This is a genomic window from Flavobacterium alvei, assembly GCF_002920895.1.
GTDB lineage: Bacteria > Bacteroidota > Bacteroidia > Flavobacteriales > Flavobacteriaceae > Flavobacterium > Flavobacterium alvei.
The window spans coordinates 168033-193922 of the sequence record NZ_PQVG01000005.1 but is presented as its reverse complement, the minus strand read 5'-3'; the positions used below and the strand labels follow the sequence as shown (position 1 = coordinate 193922).

Sequence of the window (25890 nt, the reverse complement as noted above, 5' to 3'; positions counted from 1 at the left end):
CAGATTGTAATTTAGGTCTTGGTATCCGAAATGGTATTTTTTAAAAACGAAAATTATGTTATTCATTAAATATATCCTATCAACAATTTATCAACTAAATTACAAACGGATTCTTAAAAGAACAGACTATCCTGATGAAAGAGTAAAAGGTCCTTTGGGTTATCAATTAAGTTTATGCATTTATATAATCGCATTTGTCTTGACTAGATTTATTCAAAATCACATATCTTGGTCAATTTCTATTAGCACGAATAAAATTTTACTAATTTCATTTGCTTACTTTTTAATATTTGGAGCAATCTTCGCATCAATATTAAATTTTGAATGGATAAAAAAAATTGAATTAACAAAAAGACAGAAAAACAAAAGTAGGATTATATTAGTTTTAACAATCATTATAGTTATTCTTTTATTTAAACTTTAAAAAACAAATCAATGAATTTTACAAAAAATATTTTTATAGGAATACTATTTCTATATATTAACACTATGAGTTCACAAACTACAACTAGCTATTTTACAACTAATGTTCAACAACATATTGTAAATAAATATTGGAGTAATGAAGAAGGTACTACAGGAAAAGCTGTGTTTTATTTTGGACAAAATCAAATGTCCACATATATTAATCAAAAAAAATTGGGTAGTGGCAATTATTACTTTACAAATATATCTTGTAATGACCCTTCTAGTATATTTGATAATTCAAAAATTGGTAATTCTTCTTCGGGAAATTATATAAAAACAGATCGTTACTGTTATGTAATCGAAATAAGTCCTGATTTTCAAAAAATAAGAATAAAAAAGTCATATGATAATGACACTAAATGGCAAACCTTTTATTTGTTAAATAATCCAAACTTACCGAACTAGGCTAATGCCACCTCGATAGTCCAAGCATTTGGCAGCTCTGGGCTAGTAGTTTTCATAAAAATATTTTACAAAGAAAAAGAGGCTTTTTTAAGGCCTCTTTTTAGTGAATTAATAATCATAAAATGCTAGCTTGAAATGCAATTCTGAATAATTTCCCTCCATTTTTTTGCCAATTGATGGTCTTCGTGCAAACATACTTGACCCATTTGGTCGTTTTCGATTTTGTAAAACGGAATGGATTCTGTTTTTTTATCTTTTTTATGTTGAAATTCAAAATCAATTTTTTCAATAGTATTCGAATTGCCTTCGGCTGTAATGGCAAGTTTGCAGGATTCAACAGTGTTTAAATCTATAAAATTTACGACTTCTTTTTCTTTGGAGTTGAAGTCAATTAATAAAAAGCCTTTGTTCTTTTCGTCTATGGCCAAAACTTTTTTGTTTTGCGTTTCTGTTTTTTCAAAGTTGAAACGATTGTTTTGGCTGAATTTAGTCATTATTTCTTTGGTTTTTGCCTTGTTAATTGAGTTGGAACGCATTGCATAGAAAAGCGGAATTCCGATTAAAATTGTTATGATAAGGCCTATTATTGTTACAGATGTATCCATGTGTTTTTGTTTTTTGAAATTAATATTGACCTGAGTTTGATTCATAATTTTAACCACATAGAATATTGAAAATATAATTTACAAAGGATTCCATAGGCATTTTATTTACACATAGCTATCAAATCTATGATAAGCAAAGCGCCTTTTTATTAAAAGAAAATAATTTTTCTATGTGGTTTAAACTTTTTACTATTAATCAAGTTCAGGTATAAGCATAAAAGGAACTGAATATCCAAGAGATATTAGCTCAAAAGAAGAAGATTTATTTCTTCAAAATTTTAAGAGAATGCTTTAAATTACCAAAAAATATGGAAAGGGAAGAGTAGGAGCGAAACCATTTCGCATCGGTTGATGTCTTGGTTTGCAAAAAAGGGGAAAGAGATTCCAATTTTTAAATCAGGAATACTTACCAGATAATTTTCTAGATATTTCGAAAAGGAAAGATCGGGATTTTTTTGAGAAAAAGTTAAGAGATTACTCGCTTGCGGTTCAATAAAAGCCGAAGAATGGATTTTTTCGACAGAAAGTGAAGATTCTTGTTTTTCTAGTGGAACGTTTGAAATAGAAACTTCGTTTGCGCTAAAGGCAAATAAAAAAACGATTGTAAGTCCAACAAAAATGACAGTTTTCCGAATCCAATTCATTTTGCAAATTTAGAATTTGTGCACAAGTTAACCTTAAATTTTTTTTATAAATGAAAGTTAAAGTTTTTGGAATTAAATGAGTTTTATTAGAATTTGGGAACAAAGCAAAAAAAATGATATTTGAAAACCATTGATTTTCAAATATCATTTTAGAAAAGAGTCTAAAGTTTAAACGATATCGGCAATTCGCTTCAGTTTAGCAGTATCCTTAACCACTATTTTTTTGCCAATCAAACTAATTAATCCAATTTTATTAAAATCAGATAACAATCGAATGCAACTTTCGGTTGCGGTTCCAATCATTCCGGCCATTTCTTCACGAGACAATTGAATGCGTAGTGATCCGTCTGGGTTTTTACCAAAAGTTTCATCGAGATAAATAAGAGTTTCTGCTAATCGTTCTTTGACTGTTTTTTGAGAAATAGAAATCATATGTTCGCTGGCGTCTTTCAAATCACCACAAATCGTTTTCATCATATTCATTGAAAACTGATTGTTAGAATCAAACATGCTCAAAACTTCGCTTTTTGGAATAAAACAAACCTCCATATCTTCTAGCGCTACAGCACTTAAATTGGCAGGTTCATCACTAATCATAGAACGTTGTCCTAACAATTCCCCAGCTTTTACTAATTTTATAATTTGGTCTTTGCCATTTGGGCTTAGTTTAGATAATTTGCAAGCTCCAGTTGTAACGCAATATATCCCATTTACAATTTCACCCTCTTCAAAGATGGGACTCCCTTTTTTTATTGTATAAGATGTTTTGCATTCAGCGAGTTTTAATAGTTCGTCTTTATTTAGCGCTTTTAATGAGCTGATCTCTCTAACGATGCATTGTTCACATTTACCCATATAAGAAAAATATAAAATTGACTTGCAAATCTACGAAATTATATGATAATTATCATATTTTTAATTTTTTCAGCTATTATATTTGTGGGCTGTAAAAACAGAAAAATTTATGGAGGTTAAAAACTGTTTCCACTGTGGGCTGGATCTTCAAAAAGAGGACCAAATTGTCTTTGATGAAAAAGTTTTTTGTTGCAATGGTTGCAAAACCGTGTACGAAATTTTTAGTCAAAATGATATGATTTGCTATTATGATTTTGAGAAATCTCCTGGAGCGACTCCGCTTGACATCAGTGGTAAATATGATTTTTTAGACAATGAAAGTATTGTTGCAAAACTTTTAGAATTTCAAGAAGATTCTGCTGCAATTGTTTCTTTGAATATACCCCATATTCACTGTAGTTCTTGTATTTGGATTCTAGAAAATCTTCAAAAACTACAAGAGGGGATAAGTACTTCTCAAGTCAACTTTCCTCAAAAGAAAGTCCGAATTACCTATAATCCAGAAGTTGTTTCGCTCAAAAAGATTGTTCATTTATTGAGTTCTATTGGATATGAACCTTACATCAGTTTAGAAAATTATGAAACTGGCAAAAACAATGTCGATAGGAGTTTGACTTATAAACTGGGTTTGGCTTTCTTTTGCTTTGGCAATATAATGTTGCTTTCTTTTCCCGAATATTTTGAGGTCAAAGAGTTTTGGTTAGACACTTATAAGCCGTTTTTTAGATGGTTAATTTTTGCGTTATCATTGCCATCTTTTTTATATTCGGCTAGTGGATATTATGTTTCGGCTTACAAAAGTATCAAATCGGGTTTGTTGAATATTGATATTCCAATTGCTTTGGGAATCATTATATTTTTTATCAGAAGTACTTTTGACATCATAATGGATTATGGCTCTGGTTTTTTTGACAGTTTGACTGGTTTGATTTTCTTTATGCTTTTGGGCAAGATGTTTCAAATAAAAACCTATAGTTTTTTGAGTTTCGAAAGAGATTTTAAATCTTATTTTCCAATTGCAATTACTCGAATCAACACTGATTTTTCTGAAGAAAGCGTTCCTATTTATGATGTCGAAAAAGGAAATCGCCTTTTGATTCGAAATCAAGAATTAATTCCTGTTGATGGAATTCTAATTTCTGACAAAGCCGAAATCGATTATAGTTTTGTGACTGGAGAAGCCATTCCAATTGCTAAAAAGTCGGGCGATAAGCTTTTTGCTGGCGGCAAACAAATAGGTAAAGTCATAGAAATGGAAGTGTTGCACTCGGTTTCGCAAAGCTATTTGACACAACTTTGGAGTAATGATGTTTTTCAGAAAAATGTCGAACAAAAACACAAATCCATTACAGATAAAGTGAGCCATTATTTTACCCCCATATTATTGCTCATTGCTTTTGCAGGTTTTGGATATTGGATATTTATAGATGCCAATATTGCTTTCAATGTTTTTACAGCGGTTTTGATTGTAGCTTGCCCTTGTGCATTGGCATTAACAGCTCCCTTTACAATGGGAAATGTTTTGCGAATTTTGGGCAAGAAGAAATTTTATCTCAAAAACGCTTTAGTAATAGAGCAATTAGCTCAAGTTGACACCATCGTTTTTGACAAAACAGGAACCATTACAACCAATAAAAAATCGAATATTTCTTATGAGGGAATCACGCTTTCAGAGGATGATTTACTGGTTTTAAAAAATGTCCTTAGAGCATCCAATCATCCATTGAGTCGAATGTTGTATGATTTTTTGCCAGAATGTAAAAGAATTCTAATTAATGATTTTGAAGAAATAACAGGTAAGGGGATTCAAGCTATTGTCGATGGAAAACAAATTAAGTTTGGTTCGGCAGATTTTGTGGGTAAGATTGAAGATAATAGCATTCAACAAACATCTGTTCATGTCAAGATGAATGAAGTATATTTAGGTAAATATATTTTTAACAATCAATATAGGGAAGGATTAGCAGAACTTTTCGAACAATTGAGTGTGCATTATAAAATCAAGGTTTTGTCAGGGGATAACGAAGGTGAAAGAGAATTATTAGAAAACATTTTGCCCAAAGACACCGAATTAATATTCAATCAAAAACCAGAACAAAAGTTGGAATTTATAAAAAAAATACAAGAAGAAGGCTCAAATGTGATGATGGTTGGAGACGGACTCAACGATGCTGGAGCATTGGCTCAAAGTAATGTTGGAATTTCGATTTCTGAAAACGTGAATGTTTTTTCGCCAGCTTGCGATGCTATTTTGGATGCAAATGAATTCAAGAAATTGAATTATTTTTTGAAACTATCACAAAAATCAATTACAACAATAAAAATGAGTTTCGCATTATCCATTCTGTATAATATTGTGGGATTATCATTTGCTATAACAGGAAATTTGCTGCCCTTAGTGGCGGCGATAATTATGCCTTTGAGTACGGTTACGATTGTTAGTTTTGTAACAATAGTTAGTAATTTTTATGCGAAAAGGTTAAAATAGATTCATTTACAACCTTTTTTTTATCTAACTTTGATAAATATCAAAAATATGATAAATATCATAATTTGAGAAAAATCGATATAGTACATTTGCTAACTAAATTAGTTTTATGAGTGTTATCTATTTACTTATTTCTATCAGCATAGTTGTCGCAATTTTTTTCTTTGTTGCCTTTGTCAGAGCAGTAAAAACTGGACAATATGATGATGATTACACTCCTTCTGTTCGCATGCTTTTTGACGATGAATTGGTTAAAAAAGCTAGTGACGAACCCATTCAGATGTCTGAAAAACAACCTTGAACCTTTGAATTTTTAAATCAATTAACAATTATTATTTATGGAAATGCAACAGTTTTATTATGACAACAAAATTGTAAAGAAATTCATTTACGCAACCATCGTTTTTGGTGTTGTGGGAATGTTGGTAGGACTTATTCTAGCCATTATGTTTCTTTTTCCAAACATCACCGACGGTATTTCGTGGTTGAGTTTTGGAAGATTGAGACCTTTACATACCAATGCTGTAATTTTTGCCTTTGTAGGAAATGCAATGTTTGCAGGGACCTATTATTCGCTTCAGCGATTATTAAAAGCCAGAATGTTTAGTGACTTTTTGAGTAATTTAAACTTTTGGGGATGGCAATTAATTATTGTTGCAGCCGCAGTTTCCTTGCCTTTAGGATACAGTACTTCAAAAGAATATGCTGAGTTAGAATGGCCAATAGATATTGCCATTGCCTTAATTTGGGTTGCTTTTGGTATTAATATGATTGGTACAATTTTAAAAAGAAGAGAGCGTCATCTTTATGTAGCTATTTGGTTTTATATCGCAACATTTGTTACAGTTGCTGTTTTGCATATTTTCAACAGTTTAGAATTGCCTATTTCTGCAATGAAAAGTTACTCTGTTTATGCAGGGGTTCAAGATGCTTTGGTACAATGGTGGTATGGTCACAACGCAGTAGCTTTCTTCTTGACGACTCCATTTTTAGGATTGATGTATTATTTTGTTCCAAAAGTAGCCAATCGTCCTGTTTATTCTTATAGATTATCAATTGTTCACTTCTGGTCGTTGATTTTCTTATACATTTGGGCTGGTCCTCACCATTTATTATATACCGCTTTGCCTACTTGGGCACAAAATTTAGGAGTTGTGTTTTCGGTTATGTTGATTGCTCCGTCTTGGGGAGGTATGATTAACGGATTATTGACTTTGAGAGGAGTTTGGGACAAAGTTCGTGAAGAACCAGTATTGAAATTCTTCGTTGTTGCTATTACTGGTTATGGTATGGCTACTTTTGAAGGACCAATGTTATCGCTTAAAAATGTAAATGCTATTGCGCATTTTACCGATTGGATTATTGCTCACGTTCACGTTGGAGCTTTAGCTTGGAACGGATTTATGTCTTTTGGTATTATCTATTGGTTGATTCCAAGAATGGCCAAAACAACTTTATTTTCTACTAAATTAGCCAACTTCCACTTTTGGATTGGAACTTTGGGAATTATACTTTATACACTCCCAATGTATGTTGCAGGATTTACTCAAGCATCGATGTGGAAACAATTCAATCCTGATGGAACCTTAACTTATGGTAACTTCCTTGAAACGGTAACTCAAATTATGCCAATGTATTGGATGAGAGCTATTGGAGGAACATTATATCTTACAGGTATGTTAGTTTTGGTTTACAATATCATACAAACCGTGCGAGCTGGTGAAAGTATCGAAGATGAATTAGCTGAAGCGCCTGAATTACAAACAATAAGTGCTGGTAGAGTTAAAGGAGAAAAATTCCACCCTTGGTTAGAAAGAAAACCAATTCAATTAACCATTTTGGCAACAGTTGCCATCTTGATTGGAGGAATTATTCAAATTGTACCAACCATTATGGTAAAATCTAACATTCCAACGATCACTAGCGTAAAACCTTATACTCCATTAGAATTGCAAGGTCGTGATTTATACATCCGTGAAGGTTGTGTAAGTTGTCACTCTCAAATGGTTCGTCCTTTCAGAAGCGAAGTAGAACGTTATGGACCACAAGGAAAAGCAGGAGAATTTGTTTACGATCACCCATTTCTTTGGGGGTCAAAAAGAACAGGTCCAGATTTGTTGAGAGTTGGTGGTAAGTACAATGACAACTGGCATTTCAATCACTTTTGGAGTCCACAAAGTATTTCGGCTGGTTCAATTATGCCAGGATACAAATGGTTGTTTGATAATAAGGCTATGGATGTTTCAATGACTGAAAATAAAATGAAAGCCATGCAAACTCTTGGTGTTCCTTATACAGAGGAAGAAATTGCAAATGGTCAAAAAGATTTAAGAACACAGGCTTTGAAAATTGAAGAAAGTTTGAAATCGGATCCTGACTTTGTGAAAAGTTATGATGAAAGCAAGAAAAAAGCTGAAGCCAGAGGCGAAAAATTTGTTCCAATGAATGAAAGAGAAATTGTGGCGCTAATCGCATATATTCAAAGATTAGGAACTGATATTAAAGTAAAAAAATAGATAGTTATGTTCGAGCAAATTAAACACAATATGGAAACTATCGCAGGAGTTGAGATATTTCCAGTACTATCATTGTTAATTTTCTTTTCCTTTTTTGTAGGACTTGCTATTTGGGTGTTTTCATACAGGAAAGAAAAAATTGAGGAAATGAGTCAAATCCCTTTGAACGATTAAAAACAATAAAAATATAATTTTCAAAATAAATATAAAATGAAAAAAATAATCCCCTCATATATAAGAGTTCTTGTTATTTTCTTTGCCGTATTTGCTGCAATGGAATATTTCATCGACTCTGGAGATAAACCCGCATTTATAAAATTTCCAATGGTTTCTCTCTTTTTGTTAGTATTTCTTTTCTTGTTGATTGCCATCGAAGTTACCGTAAATGCAGTTGACTCCATCACTTATCAATTAATGACAGAAGAACAAAAAGCACAATTGGCAGCAGCAAACGAATTGGGAATTACAGAAAGTCCAATTGTGAAAAAATTGACCAATATCTTTGTGTCAACAGATCAAACTCAAGACGAAGGAGAATTATTATTAGACCACGATTATGATGGTATCAAAGAATTAGACAACAATTTGCCGCCTTGGTGGGTGTATTTGTTCTATGTTTGTATCGCTTTTGCGGTTATTTATTTAGTTCGTTTTGAGGTAATGGATGGAGATAATCAAGAAACAGAATTGAAAAACGAAATGGCTCAAGCTCAAAAAGAAATTGCCGAGTACAAAAAAACTGCTCCAGATTTGATGGACGAAAATTCGGTTACGCTTCTTACAAAACCTGAGGATTTAGCAGCTGGTAAAGCTATATTTACTACCAATTGTGTGGCTTGTCATAGAGCTGATGGTGGTGGTCAAATCGGACCAAATTTAACTGATGATCAATGGATTTTGGGTGGAGGAATTAAAAATGTTTTCCATACCATTACAAACGGTGGTCGTGACGGAAAAGGAATGATTGCTTGGTCTAAAAGCGGATTAAAACCAACAGAAATTCAGCTTGTAGCTAGTTATGTACTTTCGTTGAAAGGCACCAATCCAAAAGATCCAAAAGCTCCAGAAGGAGAAATATGGATTGATCCAAGTGCTCCAAAAACGGCAGCAGCTCCAGCAGCGGTTGATAGTGCAGCTGTAAAAAAATAAATAAAATTCATTTATAGTAAATCCAAATCCTGAATTATTTCAGGATTTGTTTTTTATATTATCTGTTGAATATTTTAGAGAAATGTAACATAAGTTTCAAAACAAGTTCAATCAAAACTATAATTTTATACTTTTAAATTTTTAGTCATGTCAAAATTACCAAACGAAGCTTTTAGAGATACCATAGGAACAATCGATGAAAAAGGAAATAGAAAGTTTCTTTTTCCTAAAAAACCATCGGGTAAATTCTATGATTATAGAAAGTGGGTGAGTTATTTTTTGTTGCTAATTTTGGTTGCCAATCCATTTATAAAGATTGATGGCAATCAATTTATGATGTTCAATGTTTTGGAAAGAAGATTCAATATTTTTGGATTTCCTTTTTGGCCACAAGATTTTTATCTCTTCGTAATTTCGATGATTGTTGGCGTTGTTTTCGTCATTCTTTTTACTGTAATTTTCGGGAGGATTTTTTGTGGATGGATTTGTCCTCAAACCATATTTCTCGAAATGGTTTTCCGAAGAATTGAATATTGGATAGAAGGAGATCGTGGTGCTCAAATTCGTTTAGAAAAACAAGAATGGAATGCCGAAAAAATCAGAAAAAAAACAATAAAATGGACTATCTTTTTGATCATATCTTTCTTAATTGCCAATGTTTTTCTGGCTTATCTTATTGGTAGCGACGAATTGTTTAAAATGATTGAAGATGGCCCAGGAACTCATCTTAGTACTTTAATTTCACTCTTTATTTTCACAGGCGTTTTCTATTTTGTTTTTGTTTGGTTTAGAGAGCAAGTTTGTATCATAGCCTGTCCTTACGGAAGATTGCAAGGCGTTTTATTAGACAACAAATCCATCAATGTAGCCTATGATTTTGTTCGAGGAGAAAAAGAAGTAGGAAGAGCTAAATTCAACAAACAAGAAGATCGCTCAACTACAGGAAAAGGAGATTGTATTGATTGTAAACAATGCGTTAACGTTTGCCCAACTGGAATCGATATTCGAAACGGAACTCAACTCGAATGTATCAATTGCACCGCTTGTATTGATGAATGTGATACCATTATGGAAACTGTTGGTTTACCCAAAGGGCTTATTCGGTATGCCTCTGAAGATGAAATTGAGAAAAATGCTAAGTTTAAATTCACCCCAAGAATGAAAGGCTATTCAGCCGTATTGTTCATACTTATTGGGATTTTAGTAGGTTTAATGTTTTTGAGAACCGAGGTAGAAGCGGTCTTTTTAAGATTGCCAGGCCAATTGTTTCAGCACAAAGGAGATAATATTAGTAATATTTACACCTTTAAGATAATCAATAAAACCAATAAAGATTTTAATGATATTCATTTTAAATTAGTTGGAATTAAAGGTACACTAAAAGTAGTTGGAGAACAAGACCTGAAAGTGCCCAAACAAGGTATGAAAGGCGGAACAGTGTTTATTGAAATCAATAGATTTTTATTAGAATCTGATAAAACAAATTTAGAGATTGAAGTGTATGAAGGGAATAAAAAAATTGAAACAAGTAAAACAAGCTTTTTGAGTCCAAGAAGTTTTGATTAACTTTGAATTAGTATAACAAAAAACAACTTATGAAAATTAATTGGGGAACAGGAATTGTAATTGCATTTGCATTATTCATTTCGTTTATTTTATATTTTATTATTAAAGTGCAAACTAATGTTAAATACGATAACGAACTGGTAGTAGAAGAATATTATAAGAAAGATGCAAAATATGGAGACGAAATGATTCGAATTCAAAATGCCCAAGATTTAAAGCAAAAGCCTGTAATAACAAATGATTCTGAAGGGGTTGCAATTGTTTTTCCAGCTGAATTTACCCCAAAGGATATTAAGGGAATTGTTTCTTTTTACCGATCATCCAATAAGAAATTTGATTTTGTTGTTCCTATTTCGCTTTCGAATTCTGCTCTAAAAGTACCCAAAGAAAAACTTTTAGGTGGTCGTTGGGAAATTAATATGGAATGGCAATATGAAGGAAAACAGTATCTGACAAAAGAAACAATTTATGTTAAGTAAATTCATCAGATTACAGATTTCAGTCTGCAATCTAAAATCTGTAATCTAAAATCACAATGCTCTTCACCGCTTTCATCTTTGGTTTAATCAGTAGTTTTCACTGCATCGGAATGTGCGGACCAATTGCTATGATGTTGCCTGTAGATAGAGATAATCAAGCCCAAAAAATTACTCAAATCCTGACGTATCATTTAGGAAGATTAACCGCTTATGCTACCATTGGTTTGGTTTTTGGATTGGTGGGGCGAGGTTTGTATCTGGCTGGATTTCAGCAAAAATTATCTATTTTTATTGGTGTAGCAATGATTGTTATTGTTTTGATACCCGAGAAAGTTTTTGCCCAATATAATTTTTCGAAACCGGTTTTCAATTTGATTTCCAAAATCAAGACCAGCTTGGGGAGCCAGTTCAAAAACAAGAGTTATAAATCGTTGTTCACTATTGGTTTATTGAACGGATTTTTGCCCTGCGGAATGGTCTATGTAGCTTTATTTGGTGCCATAGCCATGCAAAACGAATTGTATGGTGTTTTATACATGATTTTGTTTGGTTTGGGGACGGTTCCATTGATGAGTAGTGTAGTGTTTCTTCAGTCTTTTTTAACGGTTTCTGTTCGAAATAAAATTCAAAAAATCATCCCATTTGTTGCGGTTATTATCGGAATATTGTTTATCTTTAGGGGGTTAGGACTTGGTATTCCGTATATTTCTCCATCAGATATGAGTTTGTTTGTGCAAGCAAGTCCAAATTGTCATTAATTATTAATTAATTCTTATATAATTATGGAAAACCAAGATCTGCTACATGTCTCTCCTGATGTTCAGGAGAAAATAGAGAAATTAATTACCGAGAATGATCATTTTGCAGCCTTATTCGAAGAGTACCGTAAAGTAAAGCAAGAAGTAGCCTCAATCAAATCGGAAGTAGTTGTAACCACTGATGAGCATTTGAAAGAATTAAAAGTTAAAATCCTTCATTTAAAAGACGAAATATATTCAATCTTAAGAAGATAAAAGCAAAAAAAATCACGCTCTAGGGCGTGATTTTTTATGATATATATCTTTTATTAAATCGTCATCGAGAATAATTTAGTATCAGGTGCTTTTCGTTTTAAACGCAAGTCAAAAGCCATACAAATGTTGCGCACAAAAGGTTTTCCAGCATTGGTAACTTTAATACCATTCTTTTCGATTAGGACTAATCCATCCTTTTCCATTTCTTTTAATTGAATTAGAATTTCAGGAACTTCGTCAAAATATTGGGTTTTATCTTTCCAAGAAGTTTCAAAATGGCACATTAAATTTAAAATGTGTCTCCTGATGATTAAATCTTCTGGGGTTAATAAATGACCTCTAAAAATAGGCAATTTATCGGCTTTCAAAAGTTTATAATACTCTTCTAATTCTTTTACGTTTTGAGCAAAACTGTACCAACTATCGCTAATAGAAGAAACACCAAGTCCAATCATTAGTTGGGTTTTAGAGGAGCTATAGCCCATAAAATTACGATGCAATTTTTTTTGTTCGAAAGATTCATATAACGTATCGGTTTTCAAAGCAAAATGATCCATCCCTATTTCGTAGTATTCATTCTCGAAAAGCAAATCTTTACCCACTTCGTAAAGCATTCGTTTCACTTCATCTTTTGGAATATCTTCGTCGTTAAAACCGCGTTGCCCGTTTCCTTTTATCCACGGAACGTGAGCATAACTATAAAACGCCAATCGATCGGGTTGCAAAGAATTGGTTTTTTCAATCGTATCTATTACATCGTCAATTTCCTGAAAAGGAAGTCCAAAAATAATATCGTGACCAATAGAAGTATAACCTATTTCCTTTGCCCAAAAAGTTACTTTTGCCACATTATGAAAAGGTTGGTAGCGATTAATGGCTTTTTGAACTTTTTCGGAATAATCTTGAACTCCAAAACTCACTCTTCTGAAACCTAAATCATATAATTTTTGCAAATGGGCACGAGTCGTATTATTGGGATGTCCTTCAAAGCTGAATTCATGATCTTTGGCTTTTTCGGCATAGCAAAAAATACCATTTATTAAATCTTCTAAGTTTTTTGTAGAGAAAAAAGTTGGCGTTCCTCCACCCAAATGAATTTCTTTTATGATGGGTTTTTCTTCTAGAATGTTGCAATAAATAGCCCATTCCTTTAGAATGGCTTCAATGTATGGATGTTCGACATCGTGATTTTTTGTAATTCGTTTATTACAACCGCAAAAAGTACACATACTCTCGCAGAAGGGTAAATGAATGTACAAACTAAGACCTTCTTCCGTATTACTTTCTGCAAACGACCTTTTTAAAGTGTCAATCCAATTTTGATAAGTGAAATCAGACTCATCCCAATATGGAACTGTTGGATAGCTTGTGTATCTTGGTCCAGGTACATTGTATTTTTGAAGGATTGAGTTTTTCATAGAAAATAGTATTATTCAGTAACCAAAATTAATGTGAAATTGTTAAAATTAAAATGATAATTATCATATTTCATTTTGGGTACAAAAAAAACCTCATTCAGAAGATAAAGAATGAGGTTTTTCGGATGCGATTAATAGGTGTTAAGATTGATTTAAACTTCTAACTTGTCTCAGTTTATCCTTCAAAATCTCCATTTCTTCTTTGTGTTTTTCGATGTTTTTTCGAACTTCTAATACGATAGAATTTTCTTTTTTAGCATTTCGAGTGTTGGTAAAAAACTGAATGTTATTCTCCAATTGAAAAATTTCATTCTTGATTTCATCAATTTTGCGCATTAAGAAAATTTTCTCTCCTTCGAGTTTTCGGGTATCATTGCTTTCCGATAATTGATCCATTCTATTAGAGAAACGCATCATTTCAGAATCTTTTTTACTCAAACTCAATTTTTCAAAAAGAGCATCTAGAACTTTATTGAACTTCCCTTCAATGTGTCTTCTTGTGAAAGGCACTTTTCCGAATCCTTTCCAGGTTTCGATATGTAATTTTATGGCGTCTAAATCGGTTTTATGAACACCAGTCAACTGAAATTCTCTCAAGGTTTCTAGATAGGCTTTCTTTTTGTCAAAAGCTTCTATTTCTTCGCTGTTTTCTTCGTTTTTTTGCTCTTTTAGTTTGTCAAAATAATGATTGCAAGCGTCTTTAAACTCAATCCAAATTTTATCAGAGTATTTTCTAGGCACGTGACCTATTTGTTTCCACTCTTCTTGAATTTGTTTCATTATTGGTGTAGTTGTAGCAAAATCAGTACTTTCTTGAAGTTCTTTAGCTTTAGCAACAAGAGCTGTTTTTCGGTTTAAATTGTTGTTTTGATCTTTTTTGATGTCTTTGTAAAAAGAATTTTTGAAAGAATTAAAATTTCTTACAGCTGTTTTAAAAGTTGCCCAAGTTTCCTCATTCAATTCTGCAGGAACTTTTCCAGCCGAGAAAAAAGCAGTTCTCAAAGCTTCTACTTTTTCTATTTGCTGCAACCATTGCGAGTGAGCATTTACTTTTTCGGTAGCCAAAACTTCAATTTTGGCAATAATTTCTTTTTTCTTTTCTAAGTTTTCGAGTTCAGTTCCTCTCATTTTTTCAAACAAAACTTCACGTTTATCGTGCATTTGCTTGGTTAAGTCGCTAAATTTATTCCAAATTTCATCACGAAATTCTCTTGAAACGGGACCAATGTCTTCTTTCCAAATTTTGTGCAAATCCTGTAATTCTCTGAACGCTTTGTTAACGTCTGCTTCATTAACCAATTCTTCAACACGTGCTACAATTTTTTGTTTTTGCTCTAAATTGTGTTTAAAATCAAGGTCTCGCGCTTCTCTGTCTAAATGCAAATAGTCATAGAAATTTTCAACATGAAAATGATAATTGTTCCAAACGTGGTTGTATTTATCTTTCGGAATGGATCCTGCATTCTTCCATCGTTCTCTCAAATCATTAAAATGTTTCAAGGTATCTTTGATGTTTTCCTGCGGATTGATGAGTTCTTTCAATTCTTCGACAATGGCCAATCTGTTTTCTAAATTGGTTTTCAAGTTCGTTTGCAAACTTTTGAAATGGGCATTTTTATTGTCTCTAAACAACGAATAATATTGGTCAAAATGTGATTTTAAAGGCGAATGATAGGCAAACTCCTCAGTAGTATCTGGGTTTTCAGCCAGAAATTCCTCTTTTTTCTCTTCTAAAAGATGGTTGTATTTGGCTAAGAATGATTTTTTTATTTCTTCGACATGATCCTTTACCGACATCACTTTTTCGTTGGTAACCAATTTTTTCAATTCGTCAACAAGTGATTCTAGTGATAGAGCGTCATAATCCAGCATTGGAATATCGTGACGTTCTTTCAAGGTTTCGTCTTCGCTTTCTTCAGCATTATTTTCGGCAATAGCATCGATAATGGTTTCTGTTTCTGATGCTTTTGCTTCAGCTACTTCAGTCGATTCCTCTTCGATAGGCTTTGCCATTTCAATTGTATCTTCAACCGAAACTTCTGGAGTTAAAACGGTTTCCTTTTCCACTTCTGCAATAGTTTCAGAAACGATTTCCGCATTTTCTTCTACCAAAGGAGTTTCAATCGAATGGTTTTCTAAATTTCCATCTGCTTCAAGCAGGTTATCATTCTTTTCTTCTAACATTTTTTCAATGTATAAGGGTTCATTATTTTTTCGAATGCGAAAGATAGTAAAGGTTGTTCAAAATTCAAAGGAATTCCTTTATTTATAGTGGTTTTATGTTTTAAAATTGGTTTTTAATGGTTCAATTCCGAAGTTTAAAAATAGAATTTTAAAGTATAATTAATACCAATTCATAGATTTTACTTCTTTTAATTGAACGAAAACTTCAGTTTGTTAGGAATTTTTTAATTAATTGGGAGTCAATGTTCTTTTTTAAAACTACTTTGTTTAGCTAGCAGTCATATCTATTTATTTTTGTATTTTTATCCAACAAAATCGATTAAATGAGACCAATATTACCAATTAACAAATCCGAAATTCTAAAAAGATACAAACCTATAAATCCTAATACTCACAAAGGAATTCAAGGTCACGCATTGCTAATTGGCGGAAGCTATGGAAAGATTGGAGCCATAAGTCTTGCTTCTAAAGCTTGTTTGAAAACAGGTTGTGGCTTGGTTTCGGTTTTTGTGCCTAGATGTGGTTACAAAATTATCCAAACTGCAGTTCCCGAAGTAATGGTTTTGAACGATGTCTCCGTAAAATATATTACTCGAATTGTTTTCGATTTTGTGCCCAATGCTATCGGAATTGGACCTGGAATGGGGCAGGATATCGAAACGCATACCGCCTTGCATCGATTTGTCAAAACCAATAAAGTCCCTTTAGTTATTGATGCCGATGGCTTGAATATTTTGTCTCAAAACAAACAATGGCTTACTTTTTTGCCAGAGAAAACGATTTTTACTCCCCATCAAAAAGAACTTGAACGTCTCATCGGTCAATGGGATTCTATTGCTGATAAAATAGAGAAAACCATTGCATTTTCAAAACAGAATAACCTTATTATGGTAATGAAAGGTGCTCCAACTTTTATTATCGATGGAGATACCATTTACGAAAACACTACCGGAAACGCCGCATTGGCTACCGCAGGAACTGGCGATGTGCTAACCGGAATGATTACGAGTTTGTTAGCACAATCCTATGACCCAATTGATGCTGCAATTCTAGGCGTTTACCTCCACGGATTGACTGCCGATATTGCTTTGCCCGAAACGGGGTATCAGTCTTTTATCGCTTCTGATTGTATTGCGAATATTGGAAAAGCCTACTTGAGTTTGGAAAAATAGAATAGTAGATAGAGAAAAGATAAAAGAAAATAGATAAAAGACTAAAAAACAAAGATTTAATTCGATTAAATGTATCGTTGAATATTTATAAAACTTAATATCTTTTTTTTCTTACTTTGCTGAAAAAAATCACCTTATGAATTTTATCTCCAATCGAACGATAATTATAAAGTCGCTTATAGCTGCCATTGCTATTTTGGGAATCAAAAATTTTGTTTTCAAAAACCTTTCTTTATACGGACAGGATTTTCACGATTTGATCGAACTGTCTGATATAACTATTATTTTCACCGGAGCTTTTTTCGTTTTTGGATTGCTTTTAGCGGCAACCATGACCGATTTTAAAGAGAGTGAAAAAATTCCAGGCGAAGTTGCTTCAAATCTAGAAGCTATCAAAGACTGGATTTATTTAGCTTTTAAGGCACCAAGGACAGGAACAACTGAACTGTGTAAGGAAGAATTGAATACCGCCTTTTTGCGTCAAGAAATGGTTGATATTACAGAAGGAATCATTGCCTGGATTTATTCTAGTGAAAAAGAGTCAAATGTTATTTTTCCATTAATTCGAAAATCCAACGAAATCGCCTATTATTTTGCCGAAAGAGGCGTTGACAAAGAAGCCATAAAAGGCATTCAAGAAAACACAAACGCCATGCGAAAACAGCTTACCAGAGCCTATTCTATTTCAAGAAACAACTTCATCAAGCCTGCTTACACTTTGCTGCAAAGCATCTTGTTTATTGTAATGTCGCTTTTGTTGATTACCAAATTCAAGTCGCCTTCAGCCGATTATTTGGTCACTTCGGCCATTACGTTTTTGTTTTGCTATTTGTATTTATTGATTAGTGGTCTGGACGATCCTTTTGATGTTTTCAATGGCGATACCAATGTCGATTTAAAACCCATTGACCGATTCAAACAACGATTGTTGTCTGATTTTTTGGTTTAAGATAAGGGGTGTTGTTCCAGTTTGATGACAGGAATTTTTACTGACAAGCGGTTTGTGGTTTGGCAAAGAAGCGGGTTTGTAAAAGTATAATTTATTGATTTTTATACTTATTTTGATCCCGAAGCGTCGGGATAGTTTTTGAATGAGGTTGTGCAACAGCTACGCTAGTTGGGCGAAATGCGCATTTCGCTCCAACTCATAAATATGCGAAACAAATTTTCACAGTGCTCCATATAATCTAAGTTGATTCTCTTTACAATTTATCTCAAATAAATTATTATTATTATTATTATTATCTTACAAATCAATGATTACCTTTTTTATTCGTTGTAATTTCTTATATTTTATTCAAAAACTTCAACTCCCATAAACTTTTAAAAGTTAATAGAATCCTACCGTTTTCCTTCAACAAAATTCCTTAAATTTATGACCTAAAATTCAATGTCAAAAATGACAACTACCTATACTATTACTGGAATGTCCTGCAACGGATGCCGTACCAAAGTCGAAAAAGCCTTGAACGAAATAGACGGAATGGAAGCCACAGTTACTTTAGATCCGCCAGTAGCAACGATTGTTTCGGAGAAATCAATTGCCATTTTCAAACTTCAAAAAGCAATTTACGCAGCAGGAAATTATATCATTAGCGAAAGCGATGCTTCTCAGGAAAATTCGCTTTACAGCACGCCCATTCCAAGCGAAATGAAGCCTGTTGACTTGCCTCAAAGTGCTTCTGGAAAATATTATTGCCCCATGTTTTGCGAAGGTGACAAAGTCTATGACGAACAAGTAGGTTGCCCTGTTTGCGGAATGGATTTGGTCAAAGCTCCCGAATTAATGGCCGCCAAAACACAATATACTTGCCCGATGCATCCCGAAATGGTTCAAGATCAACCCGGAAATTGTTCTATTTGCGGAATGGATTTGGTCGCAATTCAAGTAGCCGAGGAGGAAGACTCGGCTTATCTTGATTTGTGGCGCAAAATGAAAATCTCATTAATCTTCACCATTCCCGTTTTCATTATTTCGATGCTGGAAATGCTACACAACAATCCGTTATTGGAATTGATGGAAACCCAAAAATGGAATTGGGTACAATTTATTTTGGCACTTCCCGTAGTTTTTTATGCCGGTTGGATGTTCTTCGTTCGAGCGTGGAAATCCATCCTGACTTGGAATCTCAATATGTTTACACTCATCGGAATTGGAACTGGAGTTGCTTTTTTGTTTAGCGTAGCTGGATTGCTATTCCCCCAATTTTTCCCCGAAGAATTCAAACATCACGGCACGGTTTCGCTGTATTTTGAAGCCACAGTCGTGATATTAACCTTGGTTTTATTAGGACAATTAATGGAAGCCAAAGCCCACGGACAAACGAATAAAGCCATCAAAGAATTGTTGAAACTCGCTCCAACCCAAGCTACTTTGGTTAAAAATGGAGAGGACAAAGTCATTTCCATTCACGATATCAAAAAAGGAGATGTATTGCGAGTAAAACCCGGAGAGAAAATTCCCGTTGACGGAAAAATAACTGAGGGCGAAAGTACTATTGACGAATCAATGATTTCAGGAGAACCCATTCCTGTTGATAAAACCATTGAAGATGCGGTTATGGCTGGAACCATCAACGGCAACAAATCTTTCGTGATGCTAGCCGAAAAAGTAGGTTCGGAAACTTTACTTTCGCAAATTGTACAAATGGTCAATGATGCCAGTCGTTCGCGAGCACCCATTCAAAAATTGGCAGATAGTATTGCCAAATATTTTGTGCCAACTGTGGTGGGAATTGCCATACTAACGTTCATTATTTGGACAAATTTTGGTCCTGAACCTGCAATGGTTTACGGTTTTATTAATGCAGTTGCGGTTTTGATTATCGCATGTCCGTGTGCTTTGGGATTGGCAACGCCTATGTCGGTTATGGTTGGAGTAGGCAAAGGAGCTCAATCGGGAGTTTTAATAAAAAATGCAGAAGCTTTGGAGAATATGAACCAAGTAAACGTCCTAATTACCGACAAAACGGGAACGATTACAGAAGGAAAACCATCGGTAGAAAGAGTATTTTCTTCGAATAATGAAGAAGATAATGTGTTGCAAAACATCGCTTCCTTGAACCAATACAGCGAACATCCTTTGGCGCAAGCCGTTGTGAATTATGCCAAAACAAAAAACATTTCGTTGATGGAAGTCAAAGATTTCGAAGCCATTTCTGGCAAAGGCGTTATCGGTACGGTTGCTAATAAAAAAATCGTTTTAGGAAATAAAAAGTTGATGGAACAAGTAAACGCTAGTGTTTCTGACGATTTAGAAAGCAAAATTATTGCCGAGCAAAAGTTAGGCAAAACCGTTTCCTATGTTTCCTTTGATGGAATTGCTGTTGGTTTTGTGTCCATTTCCGATAAAATAAAAACTACGAGCGCCGATGCCATTAAGGAATTGATTCGTCAAGGTGTGGAAGTCATTATGCTGACGGGCGATAATGAAAACACGGCAAAATCAGTTGCCGAACAATTGCATTTGACTCGTTTTATTGCCAATTGTTTGCCCGAAGACAAACTCAACGAAATCAAACGTCTGCAAGCCGAAGGAAAAATAGTAGCAATGGCAGGCGACGGAATCAACGATGCTCCAGCATTGGCGCAAGCCAACATCGGAATTGCAATGGGAACAGGAACCGATGTGGCGATAGAAAGTGCCAAAATCACGTTGGTAAAAGGCGATTTGCAAGGCATTGTAAAAGCCAAAAAACTAAGTCAGGCAGTAATGAAAAACATCAAACAGAATTTGTTTTTTGCGTTTATCTACAATGTATTGGGGATTTCGGTGGCTTCTGGAATGTTGTATCCTATTTTTGGGTTGTTGCTTTCTCCAATGATTGCTGCGGCTGCGATGAGTTTTAGCTCGGTTTCGGTAATCTTGAATTCTTTAAGATTGAGGAGTTTTAAGATTTGATTTACCATATAAGGCATATAAGTCTTAAGGCTTTGAAAGCAAACGACTTATATGGTAAAAAAAAAGTGACACTATTTGTTTTCAAAAATCAACCCATCGTCTTTTTACTTCGTTTGAGTCTTTTGTAATGCGTTTGACGTAGATTCTTTTGACCAGAAATGATGCTAATATTGCCATCAATTTCTAGCATTGCCAACTTAACATCCGAAAAATGTTCGACTCCGTGTTCGCGAATAGCTTCTTGTAGTTCTTCGGAAGTGATGTTTAATTTGCTCAAAGTCTTGAAATCTAATTTGCCTTCGTGGATTAAGATTTCTGGTTTGTCTTGCATAAAATCACTGAATTTGGGAAACTTAAACATTAGTCTTTTAAAAGTAAAATTGATGATAAAAAGTACTGCTGCCGCAGCTAAACCTCCCAGAAGACTGGTGTCGCTTCCTACCATCGCATTTTGAACCGAGTTACTAATTAACAATATCAAAATAACATCGGCAGTGTTGAGTTGTGATAATTCCTTTTTGCCGAAAATCCGCAAAGCGATGAGCATAAATAAATATACGGAAGCGCTACGGAGGATGATGTCTAAATAGGGATTCATTGTTTTTTTTCTTTAAAAGGTTTCAAGTTTCTTGAATTCGGCTAACTGACTACTGCAACTGACCACTAATTTAGTTTAAAATTCTTTTCAATTGCCAGAATCATCTCGCCTGCAATGTCTTTGTTGGTAGCACTTTCGATGCCTTCGAGTCCCGGAGAGGAATTCACTTCCAGCAACAAAGGCCCTTTAGAGGAACGAATGATATCGACGCCAGCGACTTTCAAATCCATAGCTTTGGCAGCACGAATGGCTATTTTTTTCTCTTCGGCAGTGGGTTTGATGACTGATGCCGTTCCGCCAAGATGAATATTAGCTCGGAATTCGCCTGCTAAAGCTTCTCGTTGAATGGCGGCTACAACTTTGCCATCAATTACGAATAATCGAAGGTCTTTTCCGTTGGCTTCTTTGATGAATTCTTGCACCAAAATATTGGCATTTAAACTCTTGAACGCATTAATAACGCTTTCTGCTGCTTTTTTGGTTTCGGCAAGAACGACGCCTTTTCCTTGAGTTCCTTCCAATAATTTGACGATTAAAGGAGTTCCTCCCACCATTTTTATCAAATCGTCGGTGTCTAAAGGCGAATGGGCAAAACCCGTTGTGGGTATTTCGATACCGCTTTGCAAGAGCAATTGCAGTGAAAATAATTTATCTCGAGATTGTGTGATCGCAGTCGATGAATTCAAACAAAAAACATTCATCGCTTCGAATTGTCGAGTCAAAGCACAACCATAAAAAGTAATACTTGGTCGAATTCTTGGAATTACAGCATCAAATTGATTCAAAATTAATCCGCCTCGATAATGGATTTCGGGAGTTTTGGCATCCAGTTTCATATAGCATTCCTTGATGTTCAGAAAGTGCATTTCGTGACCTCTCATTTCGCCCGCTTCCATAATGCGTTTGTTGCTATACAATTCGGGATTGCTGGCTAAAAGTGCGATTCGAATGCCAGTACTGGCTTTTTTAGCATTTTTATAGACTTCTTTCAAACTTTCGCTTGTAGGTTCGCCTAAAAGATATTGTTGTTCGGGATCTACCATCACTCTGCCGCTCATCGCTTCACGACCCAGAAGCATACGAAAACCCATCGAATCTCGATTGGTCAAAGTCATTTCGATAACCCATTTGGAATTACCAATTTCTAAATTGGTTTGAATGACGTAGCGTTCTTCTCGAAAACCACTAGAGCTTTTTACAATTCTTTTATCTACCAAAGGAGCTTCGCAATGAATCACCGTTTTTACATTGTTTTGGATGGGATTAATATCAAATTTGACCCAGTTTTGGCTTTCTTTTTTGAAGGGAGCAATATTAATGGCGTGCAAAGCCGAAGTTTTTGCGCCAGAATCGACGCGTGCTTTGATGGTAGGAATTCCTAATTCAGGTAAGGAGCACCATTCTTCGCTGCCCAATATAATTTTGCTTTGTAACATAAATGAGTTTGGTGGTATTAGGTTGTAAATATATAGGGATAAAACAACTTTGGATGTTAAATTACGGTTAAATCAGTGCAATCGAACAGACCTAAATGTAGTAAAAAAAAGAGCCACGAATTCATTAATTTCACACATTAATTAGTGAAATTAGTGAATTCGTGGCTAAAAAAGTTCTAAAAAATGGAATTAATTAGTTGGTTCTTCTGCTTTTTGAATTTTAACAGATAACTCTTGTGAAGTTTCGTCTTCTAAATCCATAAAAATTTCGTCTCCAGCTCCTATTTTTGACGTAATGATTTCTTCGGCGAGAGCATCTTCAACATATTTTTGGATGGCTCTTTTCAGTGGTCTAGCACCAAATTGTCTGTCAAAACCTTTGTCGGCAATAAAAGCTTTTGCTTTGTCAGAAAGAATTAAATTGTAGCCCAAATCTTTGATACGAGCGTATAATTTTTTCAATTCAATATCTATAATCAAATTGATGTCTTCTTTTTCTAGAGCGTTAAACACAATTACATCGTCAATTCTGTTCAAGAATTCAGGAGCAAAAGTTTTTTTCAAAGCATTTTCGATAATACTTTTCGAGTTATCATCGGCTTGGGCTACTTTGGCAGCAGTTCCGAAACCAACACCTTGACCAAAATCCTTCAATTGTCTTGCTCCAACATTCGAAGTCATGATAATTATAGTGTTTTTAAAGTCAATTTTTCGTCCCAAACTATCTGTTAAATAGCCATCGTCAAGAACTTGAAGCATCATATTGAAAACATCAGGATGTGCTTTTTCAATTTCGTCCAAAAGCACTACGCAATACGGTTTGCGACGTACTTTTTCAGTTAATTGTCCACCTTCTTCATAACCCACATATCCTGGAGGCGCTCCTATTAATCTTGAAATGGCGAATTTTTCCATATATTCACTCATATCAATTCGGATTAAAGCATCTTCAGAATCGAATAATTCTCTGGCTAAAACTTTGGCTAATTGTGTTTTTCCAACCCCAGTTTGTCCCAAGAAAATGAAGGAACCAATAGGTCGATTTGGGTCTTTCAATCCAGCACGATTTCTTTGAATGGCACGAGCAATTTTCTTTACAGCTTCGTTTTGTCCAATGACTTTGTTTCCTATAAGTTCTGGCAAAATAGCTAGTTTATTACTTTCGGTTTGAGCAATTCGATTTACAGGAATACCCGTCATCATTGAAACTACGTCGGCAACATTGTCTTCAGTAACTTGAATTCGATTGTTTTTAGAATCTTCTTCCCATTGTTCTTGGGCGATTGCCAAATCTTTTTCAAGGCGTTTTTCATCATCACGAAGTTTAGCTGCTTCTTCATATTTTTGTTTTTTGACAACAGCATTTTTCAATTCACGAACATCTTCTAATTGTTTTTCTAAATCCAAAACCTGTGCAGGAACTTCAATATTTATGATGTGAACTCTAGATCCTACTTCGTCCATAGCATCAATGGCTTTGTCTGGTAAGAAACGTTCCGACATATAGCGATCGGTTAATTTTACACAAGCTTCGATAGCTTCTGGGCTATAAGTTACATTGTGATGGTCTTCATATTTGTCTTTGATATTGTTTAGAATTGTAATGGTTTCTTCAACCGAAGTTGGTTCAATAATTACTTTCTGAAAACGTCTTTCTAAAGCGCCATCTTTTTCGATATATTGACGGTATTCGTCTAATGTTGTTGCGCCAATACATTGAATTTCTCCTCTTGCTAAAGCGGGTTTAAACATATTGGAAGCATCAAGCGAGCCTGTTGCTCCACCAGCTCCAACAATAGTGTGTATTTCGTCAATAAAAAGGATGATGTCATCATTTTTCTCCAATTCGTTCATCACGGCTTTCATACGCTCTTCGAATTGTCCACGGTATTTTGTGCCTGCAACAAGGCTGGCCAAATCCAATGTTACTACTCGTTTGTTGAATAAGATACGTGATACTTTCTTTTGAATAATACGTAAAGCCAATCCTTCGGCAATGGCAGATTTTCCTACTCCAGGTTCTCCAATTAGTAGTGGATTATTCTTTTTACGACGGCTCAAAATTTGAGAAACACGTTCTATTTCTTTCTCACGTCCTACAACTGGGTCTAATTTTCCTTCTTCGGCCATTTCGGTTAAATCTCTCCCAAAGTTATCTAAAACAGGAGTTTTTGATTTTTTGTTCGATTTGTTGGCTGGATTGTTGAAATTCCCTTCTTTTAGACTGTCATCTTGTCCTGAATCTTCGTTATAGGCGTCATTTTTGGGTAAATTCTCGATAAAATTTTCTTCAGATGGTGTCATATTTAGATATTGTTCTTTGGCTACATCATAATCAATATTGAGTTTATTCAGTAGCTTGGTTGTGGGATCATTTTCATTTCTTAAGATGCACAATAATAAATGTGCTGTACTAATTGAGGTGCTGTGAAAGACTTTTGCTTCTAAAAAAGTAGTTTTCAATGCACGCTCTGCTTGTCTAGTTAGGTGAAGATTCTTTTTTTCGTTGTTGCTATCCATCGTGGGACTCGCTGGACTTAGAACTTCCACTTTTCTTCGCAAGAGGTTTAAATCTATTGATAAATTATTCAATATATTAATAGCTTTGCCGTTTCCGTCTCTCAAAATCCCAAGCATAAGATGTTCGGTACCAATGAAATCGTGACCTAAACGCAAGGCTTCTTCTTTGCTGTAAGTAATAACGTCTTTTACTCTAGGTGAAAAATTATCATCCATATTGTCTTGTATTTCTAATTGTAAAATTAGTGAATTGGTGTTTGAAAAACAAAAATCATTCCTATTATGAGGTTGTGTCAGCTAATTGACAAAAAAATCAACAAATAATCGTTAAAACTTACATAATTTATTAACTAAAAAACAAGTTTATTTTGTTAATAAATCATTGAAATAAGTACAGAATAGTTTGTATAAAAACATTGGAATGATGTATATTAGCACGTTTTGAAATTAAACTAAATTTATTAAATATTACA

At 34.2% G+C, this 25890-nt stretch carries 21 protein-coding genes; 13 read left to right on the top strand and 8 right to left on the bottom strand.

Going from position 1 to position 25890, the window contains the following annotated elements:
- The first annotated feature begins 435 nt into the window (after window positions 1-435).
- Entirely contained in the window at window positions 436-873 is a 438-nt protein-coding gene (locus C3L50_RS10215) for a hypothetical protein (protein WP_133158872.1), read from the top strand.
- A gap of 125 nt (window positions 874-998) precedes the next feature.
- Here the strand turns inward: C3L50_RS10215 and C3L50_RS10210 are convergent, their stop codons facing one another.
- The 3 genes from C3L50_RS10210 to C3L50_RS10200 form a co-directional block, all read right to left on the bottom strand.
- A complete protein-coding gene (locus C3L50_RS10210) occupies window positions 999-1478 on the bottom strand; it encodes a hypothetical protein (RefSeq protein ID WP_103806206.1) in 480 nt (159 codons plus the stop codon).
- A gap of 296 nt (window positions 1479-1774) precedes the next feature.
- Window positions 1775-2122: a hypothetical protein gene (locus C3L50_RS10205; RefSeq protein ID WP_103806073.1), complete on the bottom strand. Its 348-nt coding sequence runs from the start codon at window positions 2120-2122 to the stop codon at window positions 1775-1777.
- Window positions 2123-2290: 168 nt separating this feature from the next.
- Window positions 2291-2977 carry a Crp/Fnr family transcriptional regulator gene (locus tag C3L50_RS10200; protein ID WP_103806072.1) on the bottom strand — a complete coding sequence of 229 codons (687 nt, stop codon included), beginning with the start codon at window positions 2975-2977 and terminating at the stop codon, window positions 2291-2293.
- Window positions 2978-3086: 109 nt separating this feature from the next.
- On the opposite strand from C3L50_RS10200, the gene C3L50_RS10195 reads away from it, so the two are divergent.
- The 9 genes from C3L50_RS10195 (at window position 3087) to C3L50_RS10155 (ending at window position 12188) form a co-directional block, all read left to right on the top strand.
- The gene (locus C3L50_RS10195) at window positions 3087-5465 is read left to right on the top strand and encodes a heavy metal translocating P-type ATPase (RefSeq protein WP_103806205.1); all 2379 of its coding nucleotides are present in this window, start codon (window positions 3087-3089) and stop codon (window positions 5463-5465) included.
- Between the two features lie 109 nt (window positions 5466-5574).
- The gene (ccoS, locus tag C3L50_RS10190; RefSeq protein ID WP_103806071.1) at window positions 5575-5766 is read left to right on the top strand and encodes a cbb3-type cytochrome oxidase assembly protein CcoS; all 192 of its coding nucleotides are present in this window, start codon (window positions 5575-5577) and stop codon (window positions 5764-5766) included.
- A 37-nt stretch (window positions 5767-5803) separates the two neighbouring features.
- Window positions 5804-7981: a cytochrome-c oxidase, cbb3-type subunit I gene (gene ccoN, locus C3L50_RS10185; RefSeq protein WP_103806070.1), complete on the top strand. Its 2178-nt coding sequence runs from the start codon at window positions 5804-5806 to the stop codon at window positions 7979-7981.
- 6 nt (window positions 7982-7987) lie between these two features.
- Window positions 7988-8155: a CcoQ/FixQ family Cbb3-type cytochrome c oxidase assembly chaperone gene (locus tag C3L50_RS10180; protein WP_103806069.1), complete on the top strand. Its 168-nt coding sequence runs from the start codon at window positions 7988-7990 to the stop codon at window positions 8153-8155.
- 36 nt (window positions 8156-8191) lie between these two features.
- Window positions 8192-9130: a cbb3-type cytochrome c oxidase N-terminal domain-containing protein gene (locus C3L50_RS10175; protein ID WP_103806068.1), complete on the top strand. Its 939-nt coding sequence runs from the start codon at window positions 8192-8194 to the stop codon at window positions 9128-9130.
- A 147-nt stretch (window positions 9131-9277) separates the two neighbouring features.
- Window positions 9278-10696 (top strand): cytochrome c oxidase accessory protein CcoG, encoded by a 1419-nt coding sequence (gene ccoG / locus C3L50_RS10170; RefSeq protein WP_103806067.1) that lies wholly within the window; start codon window positions 9278-9280, stop codon window positions 10694-10696.
- A gap of 29 nt (window positions 10697-10725) precedes the next feature.
- Window positions 10726-11175 (top strand): FixH family protein, encoded by a 450-nt coding sequence (locus tag C3L50_RS10165; RefSeq protein WP_103806066.1) that lies wholly within the window; start codon window positions 10726-10728, stop codon window positions 11173-11175.
- 56 nt (window positions 11176-11231) lie between these two features.
- Complete coding sequence (locus C3L50_RS10160; RefSeq protein WP_103806065.1) at window positions 11232-11933, top strand: sulfite exporter TauE/SafE family protein; 702 nt, start codon at window positions 11232-11234, stop codon at window positions 11931-11933.
- Window positions 11934-11957: 24 nt separating this feature from the next.
- On the top strand, window positions 11958-12188 hold the full coding sequence (locus C3L50_RS10155; protein WP_103806064.1) for a YdcH family protein: 231 nt from the start codon (window positions 11958-11960) through the stop codon (window positions 12186-12188).
- Between the two features lie 53 nt (window positions 12189-12241).
- Here the strand turns inward: C3L50_RS10155 and hemN are convergent, their stop codons facing one another.
- Window positions 12242-13606 carry an oxygen-independent coproporphyrinogen III oxidase gene (gene hemN / locus C3L50_RS10150; RefSeq protein WP_103806063.1) on the bottom strand — a complete coding sequence of 455 codons (1365 nt, stop codon included), beginning with the start codon at window positions 13604-13606 and terminating at the stop codon, window positions 12242-12244.
- Window positions 13607-13747: 141 nt separating this feature from the next.
- Window positions 13748-15790, bottom strand: a complete 2043-nt coding sequence (locus tag C3L50_RS10145) for a DUF349 domain-containing protein (RefSeq protein WP_103806062.1) — start codon at window positions 15788-15790, stop codon at window positions 13748-13750.
- Window positions 15791-16113: 323 nt separating this feature from the next.
- Between C3L50_RS10145 and C3L50_RS10140 the strand changes: the two genes are divergently transcribed.
- The 3 genes from C3L50_RS10140 to C3L50_RS10130 all read left to right on the top strand — a co-directional run bounded on the left by C3L50_RS10140 (window position 16114) and on the right by C3L50_RS10130 (window position 20863).
- The gene (locus C3L50_RS10140) at window positions 16114-16962 is read left to right on the top strand and encodes an NAD(P)H-hydrate dehydratase (protein WP_103806061.1); all 849 of its coding nucleotides are present in this window, start codon (window positions 16114-16116) and stop codon (window positions 16960-16962) included.
- Window positions 16963-17098: 136 nt separating this feature from the next.
- On the top strand, window positions 17099-17911 hold the full coding sequence (locus tag C3L50_RS10135) for a hypothetical protein (RefSeq protein ID WP_103806060.1): 813 nt from the start codon (window positions 17099-17101) through the stop codon (window positions 17909-17911).
- Between the two features lie 450 nt (window positions 17912-18361).
- Complete coding sequence (locus C3L50_RS10130) at window positions 18362-20863, top strand: heavy metal translocating P-type ATPase (protein ID WP_103806059.1); 2502 nt, start codon at window positions 18362-18364, stop codon at window positions 20861-20863.
- 88 nt (window positions 20864-20951) lie between these two features.
- Here C3L50_RS10130 and C3L50_RS10125 read toward each other — a convergent pair whose 3' ends face one another.
- From C3L50_RS10125 to C3L50_RS10115, 3 genes are all read right to left on the bottom strand, one after another.
- Window positions 20952-21461: a DUF421 domain-containing protein gene (locus C3L50_RS10125; RefSeq protein ID WP_103806058.1), complete on the bottom strand. Its 510-nt coding sequence runs from the start codon at window positions 21459-21461 to the stop codon at window positions 20952-20954.
- Between the two features lie 65 nt (window positions 21462-21526).
- Window positions 21527-22897, bottom strand: coding sequence for a 30S ribosomal protein S6--L-glutamate ligase (gene rimK, locus C3L50_RS10120; RefSeq protein WP_103806057.1), 1371 nt, complete (start codon window positions 22895-22897; stop codon window positions 21527-21529).
- A gap of 189 nt (window positions 22898-23086) precedes the next feature.
- Window positions 23087-25633: an ATP-dependent Clp protease ATP-binding subunit gene (locus C3L50_RS10115; protein WP_103806056.1), complete on the bottom strand. Its 2547-nt coding sequence runs from the start codon at window positions 25631-25633 to the stop codon at window positions 23087-23089.
- Window positions 25634-25890 lie beyond the last annotated feature (257 nt).